16 protein-coding genes and 1 other annotated feature are annotated in these 15,383 nt (G+C 35.4%); all 16 genes read right to left on the minus strand.

What is annotated here, in order from left to right; all coding sequences use genetic code 11:
* Nucleotides 1-141 precede the first annotated feature (141 nt).
* The 16 genes from rpoB to gltX all read right to left on the minus strand — a co-directional run bounded on the left by rpoB (nt 142) and on the right by gltX (nt 14,996).
* Complete coding sequence (gene rpoB, locus ACSUE0_RS09020; protein ID WP_017723035.1) at nt 142-3,693, minus strand: DNA-directed RNA polymerase subunit beta; 3,552 nt, start codon at nt 3,691-3,693, stop codon at nt 142-144.
* 198 nt (nt 3,694-3,891) lie between these two features.
* Nucleotides 3,892-4,500: a class I SAM-dependent methyltransferase gene (locus ACSUE0_RS09025; RefSeq protein ID WP_436957043.1), complete on the minus strand. Its 609-nt coding sequence runs from the start codon at nt 4,498-4,500 to the stop codon at nt 3,892-3,894.
* Between the two features lie 267 nt (nt 4,501-4,767).
* Nucleotides 4,768-5,136, minus strand: a complete 369-nt coding sequence (rplL, locus tag ACSUE0_RS09030; protein ID WP_017723037.1) for a 50S ribosomal protein L7/L12 — start codon at nt 5,134-5,136, stop codon at nt 4,768-4,770.
* 41 nt (nt 5,137-5,177) lie between these two features.
* Nucleotides 5,178-5,687, minus strand: coding sequence for a 50S ribosomal protein L10 (gene rplJ / locus ACSUE0_RS09035; RefSeq protein WP_436957045.1), 510 nt, complete (start codon nt 5,685-5,687; stop codon nt 5,178-5,180).
* 76 nt (nt 5,688-5,763) lie between these two features.
* Nucleotides 5,764-5,911, minus strand: a sequence feature (ribosomal protein L10 leader region).
* An 88-nt stretch (nt 5,912-5,999) separates the two neighbouring features.
* Nucleotides 6,000-6,695 (minus strand): 50S ribosomal protein L1, encoded by a 696-nt coding sequence (gene rplA / locus ACSUE0_RS09040; protein ID WP_017723039.1) that lies wholly within the window; start codon nt 6,693-6,695, stop codon nt 6,000-6,002.
* Nucleotides 6,696-6,923: 228 nt separating this feature from the next.
* Complete coding sequence (gene rplK / locus ACSUE0_RS09045) at nt 6,924-7,346, minus strand: 50S ribosomal protein L11 (protein WP_017723040.1); 423 nt, start codon at nt 7,344-7,346, stop codon at nt 6,924-6,926.
* 374 nt (nt 7,347-7,720) lie between these two features.
* On the minus strand, nt 7,721-8,269 hold the full coding sequence (gene nusG / locus ACSUE0_RS09050; RefSeq protein ID WP_119613539.1) for a transcription termination/antitermination protein NusG: 549 nt from the start codon (nt 8,267-8,269) through the stop codon (nt 7,721-7,723).
* Between the two features lie 14 nt (nt 8,270-8,283).
* A complete protein-coding gene (secE, locus tag ACSUE0_RS09055; protein WP_002484168.1) occupies nt 8,284-8,463 on the minus strand; it encodes a preprotein translocase subunit SecE in 180 nt (59 codons plus the stop codon).
* A gap of 130 nt (nt 8,464-8,593) precedes the next feature.
* On the minus strand, nt 8,594-8,737 hold the full coding sequence (gene rpmG / locus ACSUE0_RS09060) for a 50S ribosomal protein L33 (RefSeq protein ID WP_080619644.1): 144 nt from the start codon (nt 8,735-8,737) through the stop codon (nt 8,594-8,596).
* A gap of 113 nt (nt 8,738-8,850) precedes the next feature.
* Nucleotides 8,851-9,426, minus strand: a complete 576-nt coding sequence (locus tag ACSUE0_RS09065; RefSeq protein WP_119613538.1) for a sigma-70 family RNA polymerase sigma factor — start codon at nt 9,424-9,426, stop codon at nt 8,851-8,853.
* Between the two features lie 72 nt (nt 9,427-9,498).
* Entirely contained in the window at nt 9,499-10,023 is a 525-nt protein-coding gene (locus ACSUE0_RS09070; RefSeq protein WP_436957048.1) for an NYN domain-containing protein, read from the minus strand.
* Entirely contained in the window at nt 10,020-10,769 is a 750-nt protein-coding gene (gene rlmB / locus ACSUE0_RS09075; RefSeq protein WP_119613536.1) for a 23S rRNA (guanosine(2251)-2'-O)-methyltransferase RlmB, read from the minus strand. Before rlmB ends, ACSUE0_RS09070 begins: the two co-directional genes overlap by 4 nt.
* Nucleotides 10,770-10,776: 7 nt before the next feature.
* Nucleotides 10,777-11,124, minus strand: coding sequence for a Mini-ribonuclease 3 (locus ACSUE0_RS09080; RefSeq protein WP_182475132.1), 348 nt, complete (start codon nt 11,122-11,124; stop codon nt 10,777-10,779).
* A gap of 40 nt (nt 11,125-11,164) precedes the next feature.
* Nucleotides 11,165-12,565: a cysteine--tRNA ligase gene (gene cysS / locus ACSUE0_RS09085; protein ID WP_436957050.1), complete on the minus strand. Its 1,401-nt coding sequence runs from the start codon at nt 12,563-12,565 to the stop codon at nt 11,165-11,167.
* Complete coding sequence (cysE, locus tag ACSUE0_RS09090) at nt 12,549-13,199, minus strand: serine O-acetyltransferase (protein ID WP_017723047.1); 651 nt, start codon at nt 13,197-13,199, stop codon at nt 12,549-12,551. Before cysE ends, cysS begins: the two co-directional genes overlap by 17 nt.
* Before the next feature lie 342 nt (nt 13,200-13,541).
* Nucleotides 13,542-14,996, minus strand: a complete 1,455-nt coding sequence (gltX, locus tag ACSUE0_RS09095; protein WP_119613534.1) for a glutamate--tRNA ligase — start codon at nt 14,994-14,996, stop codon at nt 13,542-13,544.
* Between the last annotated feature and the right edge of the window lie 387 nt (nt 14,997-15,383).

The raw sequence follows: 15,383 nt of genomic DNA on the forward strand, positions 1-15,383 counted from the left end.
GAGCCTACCTCCTTCAATTTAGATTAGCTGTGCAAATTGATTGATTGCTCTATATCAATAATAGAATAACCAATGCAGAGACTTAGTCCATTATTGAACTTTATCTCTACAAGGCTTATTCGTTTATAAACTTAAATGCAATTAGTCTGTAACTTCTTTTTGTGATTGCGGTGCATCTTTCTGTTGAAGATCCACTTTACGCTCAACGACATCATCATCTTCATTGTCTTGCATGTCAATTTCATTGTCATGCTCGTCCATGATTTTAACGTCTAGGCCTAAACTTTGTAATTCTTTCATCAATACTCGGAATGATTCTGGAACACCAGGTTTAGTGATGTTTTCACCTTTAACAATAGATTCGTATGTCTTCACACGACCTACTGTGTCATCTGATTTGTAAGTTAAAATTTCTTGAAGTGTATATGCAGCACCGTAAGCTTCAAGTGCCCATACTTCCATCTCACCGAAACGTTGTCCACCAAATTGTGCTTTACCACCAAGCGGTTGTTGCGTTACTAATGAGTATGGTCCAGTTGAACGCGCATGTAATTTATCGTCAACCATGTGTGCTAGTTTCAACATGTACATAACGCCGACTGAAATTCTGTTATCGAATGGTTCACCAGTACGTCCATCGTATAATACGGTTTTACCGTCACGAGCCATACCAGCTTCTTCGATTGTTGACCATACGTCTTCATCACTCGCACCATCAAATACTGGTGATGCAACATGGATACCTAAGTTTTTAGCAGCCATACCTAAGTGTAGCTCTAATACTTGTCCGATATTCATACGTGATGGTACACCTAGAGGGTTCAACATGATATCAATTGGTGTACCGTCTGGTAGATACGGCATGTCTTCTTCAGGAACAAGTTTTGAAATTACACCCTTGTTACCATGACGACCACACATCTTATCTCCTACGTGAATTTTACGTTTTTGAACGATATAAACACGAACTAATTGGTTAACACCTGGAGATAATGTGTCATCTCCTTCTTCACGGTTAAAGACTTTAACATCTAGAACAATACCACCTGCACCATGAGGTACGCGTAATGATGTATCGCGGACTTCACGTGCTTTTTCACCAAAGATTGCGTGTAATAAACGTTCTTCTGCAGTTAACTCTGTTACACCTTTAGGCGTTACTTTACCTACTAAGATGTCTCCATCATTAACTTCAGCGCCGACGTATACAATACCACGGTCATCTAAGTTTTTAAGCGCACTATCTGAAACATTTGGAATATCACGTGTGATTTCTTCAGGTCCTAGTTTAGTATCACGTGCTTCTGATTCATACTCTTCAATATGGATAGAAGTATATACGTCATCTTTAACTAGGCGTTCACTCATGATTACGGCATCCTCATAGTTGTAACCGTCCCAAGTCATGAAACCAACAACTACGTTTCTACCTAATGCCATTTCACCAAGTTCCATAGATGGACCGTCAGCTAAAATTTCGCCTCTTGTCACTACGTCACCAGAAGCAACGATAGGTCTTTGGTTATAACATGTACCTGTGTTTGAACGTTTGAACTTAGCTAATGGATAGCGATCTAATTCGCCTTCATATTCTTGACCATCTTCTTCGATAAGTTGACGAACAAGGATTTCATTAGATTCAACGTGCTCAACACGACCTTTGCGTTTTGCAACAATTGCTGCACCAGAGTCACGTGCTGCCACGTGCTCCATACCTGTACCAACAAATGGTGATTCAGGGTTCATCAATGGCACTGCTTGACGTTGCATGTTTGCACCCATCAATGCACGGTTAGAGTCATCGTTTTCTAAGAAAGGAATACATGCTGTCGCAGCAGAAACAACTTGTTTTGGTGAAACGTCCATGTAATCCATTTTTTCTTTAGCCATAACTGTGTTATTACCACGGAAACGACAAACAACTTCATCATCTAAGAAACGACCATTTTCATCTAATTTAGAGTTGGCTTGTGCTACCACATAGCTATCCTCTTCATCAGCTGTTAAGTAATCGATTTGCTCAGTAATGCTGTTTGTTTCAAGGTCTACTTTACGATACGGTGTTTCAATGAAACCAAATTCATTTACACGTGCATAACTAGACAATGAGTTGATAAGTCCAATGTTTGGTCCCTCAGGTGTTTCGATTGGACACATACGACCATAGTGAGAATAGTGAACGTCACGTACTTCCATTTGAGCACGTTCACGTGTTAAACCACCAGGTCCTAGAGCAGATAAACGACGTTTGTGCGTTAACTCTGCTAATGGGTTAGCTTGGTCCATGAATTGTGATAATTGTGAACTACCAAAGAATTCTTTAATAGATGCAATAACAGGACGTATATTAATTAATTGTTGTGGCGTTACAGAATCTGTGTCTTGAATAGACATTCTTTCACGTACCACACGCTCCATTCTTGATAAACCAATACGGAATTGGTTTTGTAACAATTCACCTACTGAACGTAGACGACGGTTACCAAGGTGGTCAATATCATCTGTGAAACCAATACCACTTAATAAGTTAAAGAAGTATGACATTGATGAAATAATGTCTGCTGGAGTAATACATTTCACTTCTGAATCAGGGAATGCATTGCCAATCACTGTTGTTGTACGTCCTTCTTCATCATTAGGTACATAAACTTTAATTGATTGAATCTCAACAGGTTCATCAATTACTGTACCTTCTAATTCAAAGACTTCACTGTTAGCATTTGATTCTAGTACATCCATGATTTCATCTAAATTACGACGATCAAGTACTGTACCTTCTTCAGCTACGATTTCACCTGTTTCTGAATTAACAATTGGTTCTGCTAATTTTTGATTAAACAAGCGATGTTTTAAATGAAGTTTTTTGTTTGCTTTATAACGACCTACACTTGCTAAGTCATAACGTTTCGGATCGAAGAAACGTGAGTATAAAAGACTCTTAGCATTTTCAACTGTAGGTGGTTCACCAGGGCGTAAACGCTCATAGATTTCTAATAGCGCTTGATCTGTGTTTTCTGTACCATCTTTCTCTAACGTATTACGTAAATACTCATTTTCACCTAAAAGATCAACGATTTCTTGATCAGTAGAGAAACCTAAAGCACGCAATAATACTGTTAATGGTAACTTTCTAGTTCTATCAATACGTACATATACAACATCTTTAGCATCAGTTTCATATTCTAACCATGCACCACGGTTAGGAATAATTGTTGCGTCGAAGTTTGTACGGCCGTTTTTATCTAGTTTTTCATTGAAGTATACGGATGGTGAACGAACTAATTGTGATACTATAACACGTTCAGCACCGTTAATTACGAATGTACCTGTATCTGTCATTAATGGGAAATCACCCATAAACACTTCTTGTTCTTTTACTTCGCCAGTTTCTTTGATAATTAAACGCACTTTAACACGTAGAGGTGCAGAATACGTTGTATCACGGTTTTTTGATTCTTCTAAATCATATTTCGGTTCTCCGAGTCTATAATCTACAAACTCTAAAGATAGATTGCCTGTGAAATCTTCAATCGGTGAAATGTCTCTAAACATTTCTAATAAACCTTCTTCTAAGAACCAATCGTAAGACTTAGTTTGAATCTCAATTAAATTCGGTAATTCTAATACCTCTGAAATTCTCGCATAGTTTCTACGTTTACGATGTCTTCCATATTGGACAAATTGACCTGCCAAACAGATTCACCCCTCAAAAATTGCGTGTTTACTTTTAGTAAATCAACAAATATAATTAGACAAAAAGAAAACGGTAGCATACTTATGACACCATTTTCTATTTCAACTTATATACATTGTTAATTTATACGTAAAAGTACACACTTATTGAACATAATTTTTTACATTCTATTACTATATCAGAATACAGCTAGTTAATCAACCTTTTACACTTCTTAAAATGTAATAGCCTTTGCTTTTTTCTAATACTTCAACGTTATCGAATGTGTCTTGCATTTTTTTCTTTGCAGATGGCATACCTTGCTTTTTTTGAATTACTACAAAAAGTTCACCATCAATTTTTAATTTAACATAAGCGTCTTCCAAAATGCGATGTACAACTTCTTTCCCTGCTCTAATCGGCGGATTAGTAAGTACAAAGTCATACGTATTGTCTTCTACTTGTGATAAACCATCACTTTCTTTAACTTCAACATTGTCTATACGGTTTCTTTTTTTATTTTTTCTTGATAAATTTAGCGCGCGTTGATTCACATCAACCATTGTCACTTCGTGGTGTGGGGAAACTTTCGCAATCATTAAACCGATAGGGCCATAGCCACAACCAACATCTATGATATTTTTTGTAGGACCAGGGGGATATGTTTTCAAAAAAGTTTTCACTAGTAAATCAGATCCAAAATCTATTTTCCCTTTTGAAAATACACCAGCATCTGTTACAAGTTCTAAATCATGGTTATCGTAGGAGTACGTAAAAAGCGATTCTTCACTTTCTACTTCAGGATTTTCATCATAATAATGACTCATGACTACACCTCTTTTAATCTAATTCGTCTTAGATTAATAATATACCCAAATATTTTAAATTTCGACTTCAAAGCCTTAATTTAAATATTGAAAATAGGCAATAGATAAAATAAGATAAAACCCCGTTATAGTAATAACGGGGTTTTCATTTCTCAAAGATTTCAGATAGTCCATGATACGCTTAATATTAACGTACCGAAGCAGTTAATGTATTAAGCTACAAGAACTATCTTCCATATATAATTATCAACTGTTAGCCAGCAGAAATTATTTTAATTCTACTGTAGCTCCAGCTTCTTCTAATGTTTCTTTAAGTTGTTCAGCTTCTTCTTTAGGTAAAGCTTCTTTAACTACTTTAGGAGCTCCGTCAACTAATTCTTTAGCATCTTTTAATCCTAAGCCAGTAGCTTCTTTAACAGCTTTAACGACTTTGATTTTTGATGATCCAGCTGAAGTTAATTCAACATCGAAATCAGTTTTTTCAGCTTCAGCGTCTCCGCCACCAGCTGCGCCTGCTGCTGCTACTGGAGCTGCTGCAGTTACACCAAATTCTTCTTCAATTGCTTTTACTAAGTCGTTTAATTCTAAAACTGACATTTCTTTAATCGCTTCAATGATTTGTTCTTGATTAGCCATTTTTAATATTCCTCCATTAATTTTAATTAGTTTATGCGCAATTATTCAGCGCTTTCTTCTTTAGATTCTTTCTCTTCTCCAACAGCTTTAACCGCATAAGCGAAGTTGCGTACTGGAGCTTGTAATACTGATAATAGCATAGAAACAAGACCGTCGTGTGATGGTAATGTACCAACAGTGTTAACTTCTTCTGCAGAAATAACGTTGCCTTCCATAACACCTGTTTTAATTTCTAATGCTTGATGTTCTTTTGCAAATCCTACGATAACTTTTGCTGGAGCAACAACATCTTCTGTTGAAGTAGCAACTGCAGTAGGACCTACTAAGAATTCATCTAAACCGTCGATACCAGCTTTTTCTGCTGCACGGCGAACCATAGTGTTTTTGTAAACTTTGTACTCAACACCAGCTTCACGTAATTGTGAACGTAATTCAGTTACTTCAGCAACGCTTAGACCACGATAGTCAACGATAACTGTAGATACTGAGTTTTTAAGTTGTTCAGCAATAATATCAACTTCTTGTTTTTTTGCATCGATGATAGCAGACATTTAGACACCTCCATAGATTTTAGTTTGGTGCTTTTAATTTTGAAGTAATCATTAACGAACCATATTCGCTTGACATTACTCAATAAAAAAAGCACTTTCTACCCGTGGCAAAAAGTGCTTGAAAGATCTAAATTCTTCACGTTCAAGTCAATTTTAGCCTCGGTAGGATTTAATTTTAAGTTATTACTAACTCCTACTGTCTTAGGTAAAATAATACATTAACCAATATAACTAAATTAATGTACTATGTCAATATTTTTTTAAAGGCTGAAAGCATAAACTTTCAGCCTAAATAACTTTTATTTTAATAGATTAAAGTTTGATACTTGAAGTATCTACTTTAACTCCAGGACCCATTGTTGTAGTTACAGCAATAGATTTGAAGTACGTACCTTTAGCTGAAGCAGGTTTTGCTTTAGTTAATACGTCTTGTAAAGCTCTGAAGTTTTCAACAAGTTTGTCTGTATCAAATGATGTTTTACCAATTGATGCGTGAACAATACCTGATTTCTCAGCACGGTATTCTACTTTACCAGCTTTGATTTCTTCAACTGCTTTTTTAACGTCCATAGTTACTGTTCCAGTTTTAGGGTTTGGCATTAAACCTTTAGGTCCTAATACACGACCAAGTTTACCAACTTCACCCATCATGTCTGGTGTAGCTACTACTACGTCAAAATCAAACCAACCTTGTTGGATTTTTTCTACATATTCGCCTTCGCCAACGAAATCTGCACCTGCTGCTTCTGCTTCAGCTGCTTTTTCTCCTTTAGCGAACACTAATACACGTTGTGATTTACCAGTACCGTTTGGTAGAACTACTGCTCCACGGATTTGTTGGTCATTTTTACGTGTATCAATACCTAAACGGAATGCTACTTCAACTGATGCGTCAAAGTTAGCAATGTTTGTTTCTTTAGCTAGTTCAACAGCTTCTTGTACATCGTAATGTTTTAAGCGATCGATTTTGCTAGCTGCTTCTTGATATCTTTTGCTTTTTTTAGCCATTTCATGTTCCTCCTTTAGTGGTTTTAGCGGAATTTCCTCCCACATTTACTTGCTTTCACAAGTTAAGAGCAGATAACAGAGAGGTATAAATTATGTTTTATCTTAGAATTAAATTCCTTAATAAATGACATTTTCCCTCATATTACGACAATATTGAACGCTGTCATCATGTTTGTCATTTCTGTCATCTGCTTCTATCGTCAATCTATATATTCATTAATGTTTTTATTATTGAACTGTGATTCCCATACTACGAGCAGTACCTTCAATGATACGAACTGCCGCTTCTTCGTCTGAAGCGTTTAAATCTTGCATTTTTTGGTTCGCAATTTCACGTACTTGATCTTTAGTTACTGTAGCAACTTTGTTTTTATTAGGTTCGCCTGAACCTTTTTCAACGCCTGCTGCTTTTTTAAGTAATACTGGAGCCGGTGGTGTTTTTGTAATAAATGTAAATGAACGATCTTCATAAACACTGATTTCTACCGGAATGATTAAACCTGCGTCTTCTTGTGTACGTGCGTTGAATTCCTTACAGAATCCCATAATATTCACACCCGCTTGACCTAATGCTGGACCAACTGGTGGTGCTGGATTTGCTTTCCCTGCAGGAATTTGTAATTTAACTACTTTTTCTACTTTTTTAGCCACGATGTGCACCTCCTTGATATCGTGATGTGGTCACAGGACTGAGTTTTGTCCTCCCACTCTTCTACATTTCGTGACGAAATGAACGCTCTATGAGCGCGACCACAGTATTATAACATTAATCCATTACGTAAAGCAATGGTAAAATGTAAGTTTTTTTATAGAACCCCTTATCATTTTAATGATTAGGGGTTCTTAATGCATGAGCCATCGCTCAGGCGTTCCTCTAATCTTATCATTTTAATGATTAGGGGTTCTTAATGCATGAGCCATCGCTCAGGCGTTCCTCTAATCTTATCATTTTAATGATTAGGGGTTATTAACACATGCAAAGTAATACTTCTTGCTTTAGCAAATCTAGCATTACTTATATACCTTTATAATTTTTCTACTTGATCAAATTCCACTTCTACTGGTGTTTCTCTACCAAACATGTCTACAAGAACAGTGAGTTTGAATTTATCGATTTCAATTTCTTGAATTTCTCCAACTTGGTTAGCAAACGGACCTGATTTAATTCTCACTTGCTCACCTAATTCAACTTGGACATCGATTGTTTTCTCTTTCATGCCCATTTGTTTAAGAATGAAACGTGCTTCTTCTGGAAGTAATGGATTAGGTTTTGATCCAGCACCAGCTGAACCAACAAATCCTGTTACACCAGGTGTATTTCTTACTATATACCATGATTCATCAGTCATAATTAATTCGACTAACACATAACCAGGGAAAGTTTTTTTACTTAATGTTTTGGCTTTCCCATCTTTAACTTGTGTCTCTTCTTCTTCTGGTATAACAACTCTGAATATTTTTTCAGTCATATTCATAGATTCAACACGTTTTTCTAAATTCTTTTTAACTTTATTCTCATAACCAGAATAAGTATGCACAGCATACCAACGCTTAGCGCCAACTTCTTCAGACATGTCGTCACTCCTATCTATTTAATTAATTCTATAATTCTACCAATTCCTAAGTCTAAGGCATAGAAGAACACTAAGAAAAATACTACTGTAGCTACAACAATGACTGTGTATTTAAATAATTCTTCTTTCGTTGGCCAACTTGTCTTTTCCATTTCTGACTTTACGCCTTGGAAGAAATTTTCTTTTTTAGCCATTTATAAGACCTCCGTATATTTCGTTATTCCTTATTTGCTTATTCCATACAACAAATCAAGCAAATACAATACTCTCAACTTAAATGGAAGGGCATATTTACTCAATCGTGAACTTTCATATGTCGTTATATTATTTTGATTCTTTGTGCATCGTATGTGCATTACATCTCGAACAAAACTTTTTCAATTCTAATCTAGATGCAAGATTGCTTTGTTTGGGAACGTTATAATTTCTACTACCACATACTTCGCAAGTTAATGGCACTTTTTTCATTAGACTTCCCCTTACTCATTATAATACCAATCTACTATACATAACATCTAAGTCAATTGTCAATCGTCAATCGCGTACCAATTCATGTCATACAACCCTTTGAATAGCTCTAATTAATAATCATCTAGAAGGTATCTTAGTTTTATTTTACAACGATGTATCGCGTTGTAAACTACTTTATTCGGTACATTTAATAATTCTGCAATTTCTTTTGGCTTATAATCTTTCAATAAGTAAATGACAACCACTTGTTCCAACTTAGTTAAGTTTAACACACATTGTTGGATATATTCTCCTACTTCTATAGCTAGGAGATGCTTGTCTATAGGGCATTCCATCTTACTATTATTGTAGGACACTATAAACTCGTTAATCAATAATGTTTGCCTTTCATAACCATAGAACTTCTTACGAATATAGTCATTTTTTACATTCTTAATAACACGATTCACATAATGTTCAATTGGTATAGTACTTTTAAAGTCAAAATGTCTAAACGCTTGAAAAAGTTTTATCAGCACCTCTTGGCACAAATCTTCTTGATCATTTGGATGAACAGAAAAGTGTTTTAACCTTTTACGTATTAAAGGTATAAGTGCTGTAAATATTTTAGGTAAATCATGCTTTTCAAAAATATTTAGTTCTGCATTTTTTGAGGCTGTGAATTCATGATTGTTTGGTTCTAACATAGTAGCTTCCTTTCTTCAAAAGTAAAGATAGGATACAGCGACTATGCTCCAAAAATCAAGTGGACAATAATGTTATTGATGATTGTCTCCACGTCTAAGTTTTTCAAATTCTTCTAAAATCTCATTTGAAAGTTCTATCCTAGTTCGTGGTTTTTGTTCATTAAAGCCATCTAGTTTTTTGGATACAGACACTTCATTTTCTCTTAAGTCTCTCCACATCTCTCTTGAAGACACACGATATGCTCCAGCACCAAATATCGCATGTTGCTCACTCATATCACTCGTAACAACTGTAATGTGTCTAGTATGTTTATCATACAAATCATACACATAGCGTTCAATATAGCTATCTGCCGTTTCTTTTTCTTTTGTGAATATCGTTTTAACGCCGTGATACATATATTCAGAATGGACACCCGATTGCTCATAAGCATCAAAAACACAGACGACTTCATCTGCAATCATTGCGTTATAGTTTGCTATCGCTATAAGTAATTGTTCACGTGCCTCCTCAAGATTATCTTGCGCAATGCGGCTCAATTCCTGAGAATAACCAATCATATTATATCCATCAATGATTAAGTACCTATCCTTCATACCTTATCTCCAATGTTGTTACGTTTACGAAATACCTCGTACATCATTAAACTTGCCGCTACTGAGGCATTTAAGCTATTTACATGTCCAACCATCGGAATGTTAATGTAAAAATCACATTTATCTTTAACTAGACGACTCATACCTTGACCTTCACTACCAATAACGATTGCTAACGGCATTGCTACATCCATTTCTCTATAGTCTGTAGAATTATCCGCTTCTGTACCTACGACCCAATAGCTATTGTCTTTTAATGTTTCAATTGTATTAGCTAAATTTGTCACTCGCATAACTGGTATATGCTGAATGGCACCAGTAGATGCTTTAGCGACAGTTTGCGTTAACGCTACTGAACGTCTCTTAGGTATGATGACACCATCAACACCTGATGCATCTGCCGTTCTCAAGATAGAACCTAAATTATGCGGGTCTTCTAAACCGTCTAATATTAATACCGTAGATAGTTTATCTTGAGCTTTTTGCTTTTCTAAAAACGCATCAAAATCTGCATATTCATATGGTGCGATATAAGCCGCTATCCCTTGGTGAGGAGAATCAGATAATCCATCGATTTTCGATTTCGGTACTGATTGAACTATGATTTTTCTACTATTTGCTTTTTTTAAAATTTCATTGATTTGGCCTTTTTTGATAGTATCTTGAATTAAAATTTTATTAATTGTATGGCCTGAAACGATTGCTTCTTTTACAGCATGTCGCCCAACGATTACAATCTCTTCCATATTATCACTACCTTTCGTTTACATTTTGTACGACACTTTCCAATAAAGCCGTCAAACGCTCTTGTTCTTTTTCTAAATATAAATAGCCAATGACTGCTTCTAAGCCCGAACTTTTTCTATAAGTTTGTATATCTGTATTTTTAGCTTTGGTATAACTTTTAGCGTTTCTGCCTCGACGAACAATATCTAATTCATCTTCAGTAAACCAATTATTTTCCATTAAAAATTCAAGCGTTTGAGCCTGACTTTTAGCAGAGACATAACGTTTTGCTTCTTGGTGCAATCGATTAGGTTTTGCTTTTAATTTTAGTACGATATATTCCCTTACGTGTTGATCTAAAACTGCATCACCCATGTAGGCAAGTGTTAGTGGATTTAATAGTTTATTATCAATATTAGCCACGTTTAAATCTCACACCCTGAGCCGTGTCTTCTAGTATAATGTTTTGTGCTTTTAATTGATCTCGAATTTCATCAGCACGTGCAAAGTCTTTTTCTTTACGAGCATTGTTTCGTTCTTCAATTAAAGCTTCAACTTGCTCATCTAACAATTCGTCGCTTGCCTTATCTTTTAGTGGAATGCCAAGCACATCGCTAAATATTTGGTACACTTCTTTAAAACGCGCTAAGACTTTTACCGAAGTAGTGTTTTCTAACACATATTTGTTAGCTAATTTCGCTAAATCATACCATGCTGTAATCGCATTTGCAGTATTAAAGTCATCGTTCATCACAGTTTCAAACTGCTTTAAAATATTGTCGATTTCAGTAATGTATGCAGATTGATCTTCCACATCTGTTGCAATTGCTTCACGTTCTTCAATAGCTTGATAACTATTGCGCACACGTTCCAAGCCACTTTTCGCAGCTTCTACAAGTTCCATATTATAATTAATAGGACTTCTATAATGGACACTAATCATGAAAAAGCGTAGAACGTCTGGGTCAATTTGTTTAATAATGTCATGCACTAATACAAAATTACCTAACGACTTACTCATCTTTTCATTATCTATATTAATGAATCCGTTATGCATCCAATAATTAGCGAAAGGTTCATGGTTATGTGCTTCTGACTGCGCAATTTCATTTTCGTGGTGAGGGAATTGTAAATCCGTTCCGCCTGCGTGGATATCAATTGTCGCACCTAGTTCATGATATGCCATAACTGAACATTCGATGTGCCAGCCTGGTCTACCTTCTCCAAACGGGCTGTCCCAGCTAATTTCACCTGGTTTAGCCTTTTTCCACAATGTGAAATCTAACGCATCTTCTTTCTGTTCACCTTGTTCAATACGTGCGCCCACTTTTAGGTCATTAAGTGACTGATGACTTAATTTGCCGTAATCTTCAAATTTCCGTGTTCTAAAGTAAACATCGCCAGCGCTTTCATATGCATTGCCTTCGTCTACAAGTTCTTTTATAAACTTGATTATTTCGTCCATATGATTCATTACACGTGGATTTGATGTCGCTTTTTTTACATTTAAAGCACCTACATCTTCATAAAACGCTTTGATGTAACGATCCGCAATCGTTTCAACTGATTCATCTAGCTCCTTAGAACGCTTGATTAATTTGTCATCCACATCAGTGAAGTTAGATACATAAATGACTTCATAGCCTTGATATTCAAAATATCTTCTTACTACGTCATAGTTTATTGCTGGTCTTGCATTACCAATATGGATGTAATTATACACTGTCGGTCCACAAACATACATTTTAACTTTACCTGGTTCAATAGGCTCGAACGTCTCTTTTTGACGTGTTAATGTATTATATAATGTAATCATCTTGAATCTCTCCATTTCTTGTTTTCTCAAGTTGTTTTTCTAACTCTTTTAATTGCTCGTAAATTGGGTCAGGTAAATTACGGTGGTCAAACGTTTTCCCGATACGTCTGCCATCTTGTTTCACGATATGCCCTGGTATACCTACTACAGTTGAATAACTTGGCACTGAATTTAACACTACTGAATTAGCCCCAATATTCACGTTAGCATTAATTGTTATATTACCAAGCACTTTTGCGCCTGCAGCAATTAATACATTATCACCGATATCTGGATGACGTTTCCCTTTCTCTTTACCCGTTCCACCTAAAGTAACTCCTTGATAAATCGTTACATTATCACCAATACGACATGTCTCTCCAATGACTACACCCATACCGTGATCAATAAACAAACGTCTACCGATTTGGGCACCTGGATGTATCTCAATACCTGTAAAAAAACGTGTAACTTGAGAAATAAGCCTAGCCAAAACATACTTTTTCTTTTTATACAGTTCATGTGCAATCAAATGGCTCCAAACCGCATGTACACCTGCATAAGATGTAATCACTTCTAACGTAGTACGCGCAGCTGGGTCTTGTTCAAACACCATATTCACATCATCTTTAATTCTTCTTAAAAATTTAAACAAGGTTGCTACCTCCTTATTAAAAAAGCACCCCTAACTAAAATTGTTAGAGGCGCTTTGCTTTAGCACGGTTCCACTCTTATTTTAAACACAGCCACTTGTTTAAATGCATTCGCAATGATCCAAACTAAAACGACTTTTGTTTACTCTTTAAAGTTTATTTAATTCATTTGCACAAAGGTGCATTCCGTAATTTCAGTGATGTGCTTGCAGCTACCGCACACTCTCTATACACTTTCATCACATACTAATCCTTTGCCATTTTCAATGTTAATCATAGGTTGTTTGATGTAATTTTTCAAGTATTATCAATTTAACACAATCTTTACATGCTACAACTTTACTTTAAACATATTTTTTTAAACGAGATAATACTTTTTCTCTACCTAAAACTTCAATTGTATTTGGTAATTCGGGTCCATGCATTTGGCCAGTTACAGCTACACGGATAGGCATGAATAATTGTTTACCTTTAATACCTGTCTCTTTTTGAACTTCTTTGATCGTTTTTTTAATTTCTGCCGCTTCAAATGGCTCAAGCACTTCTAATTTACCGTATAAATGATTCATAAGTTCAGGTACTTGTTCACCATTTATCACCTCTTGCTCATCATCACCTAAAATTTGTTCATCGCGGAAGAATAATTCTGATAAAGGTACGATTTCTCCAGCGTAACTCATTTCTTTTTGGTAAAGTGCTACAAGTTTACGGCCCCAATCTAAATCTTCTTCAGTTGGATTTTCAGGAATCAACTCTGCTTTAATTAGATGTGGCAATGCTAATTCAAATACCGTTTCACTATCTTTTTGTTTCATATATTGATTATTAACCCAAGCTAGTTTTTGTTTATCGAAAAATGCTGGTGACTTAGATAAACGTTTTTCATCAAAAATCTTAATAAATTCTTCTGGAGAATAAATTTCATCTTCACCTTCTGGTGACCAACCTAACAACGTAATAAAGTTAAATAGTGCTTCTGGTAAATAACCTAAATCACGATATTGTTCGATGAATTGTAAGATTTTTCCATCACGTTTACTTAATTTTTTACGTTCTTCATTGACTATAAGCGACATATGAGCAAATCTAGGCGCTTCCCAACCAAATGTTTCAAAAATCATTAACTGCTTTGGTGTATTAGAAATATGGTCGTCTCCACGAATTACGTCAGAAATTTCCATATAATGATCGTCTATTGCTACGGCAAAGTTATAAGTAGGTACGCCGTCTTTCTTAACGATGACCCAGTCACCCATATTATTTGAATCAAACGAAATTTCACCTTTTACCATGTCATCAAATGAGAATGTCGTATCTTTTGGTACACGGAAACGTATAGATGGTTGACGACCTTCAGCTTCGAACTGTTGACGTTCTTCTTCTGTTAAGTGTGCATGTTTACCACCGTAACGAGGCATTTCACCGCGTGCTATTTGTTGTTCACGCTCTTCTTCTAATTCGTCTTCAGTCATATAACATTTATAGGCTTTATCTTCATCTAATAATTGCTTAATTAATGGGTTATAAATTTCTGCGCGTTCTGACTGGCGATAAGGTCCATAACCTTTATCTTTATCTACAGATTCATCCCATTCTATGCCTAACCATTTTAAATTATCAAATTGTGATGATTCTCCATCAACTAAGTTACGTTTACTATCCGTATCTTCAATACGAATTACAAAATCTCCATCATAATGTTTAGCAAATAAATAGTTAAATAATGCAGTTCTTGCATTACCGATATGCAAATAGCCTGTTGGACTTGGTGCATATCTCACTCTTACACGATCACTCATTATGTTCACTCCCGTTTTAAATGTTTGTTTTTATTGGTTAAGTTAATATTCAAGTTACACAAATTCACACAGTAAATAGGCTGAACGTATGTTAACTCACCTATGTGTAGTTCACCAAGAAAATAACGCTCAACTATTAATAAGTTTATGATTATCGCTTATTAAGCATACCATAGCTTATAATTTTTTAAAGTATCCTAATCTAAAAAGCACTTTGCATAATTTTATACAACTGAATAAACAATCCACTTTTATAGAAATATAATTTCGCTATCTATTGTAGCACTTTAACTAGTAATATGATATTACTGTGCTTAAATTATCTTATAGTTCTGCTTAATTTTTCAAGCAGTTAAAAACAAAGGCTTCATGTAAAACTGTAACTTT

Source organism: Staphylococcus sp. AS1337 (assembly GCF_051408735.1).
GTDB lineage: Bacteria > Bacillota > Bacilli > Staphylococcales > Staphylococcaceae > Staphylococcus > Staphylococcus xylosus_B.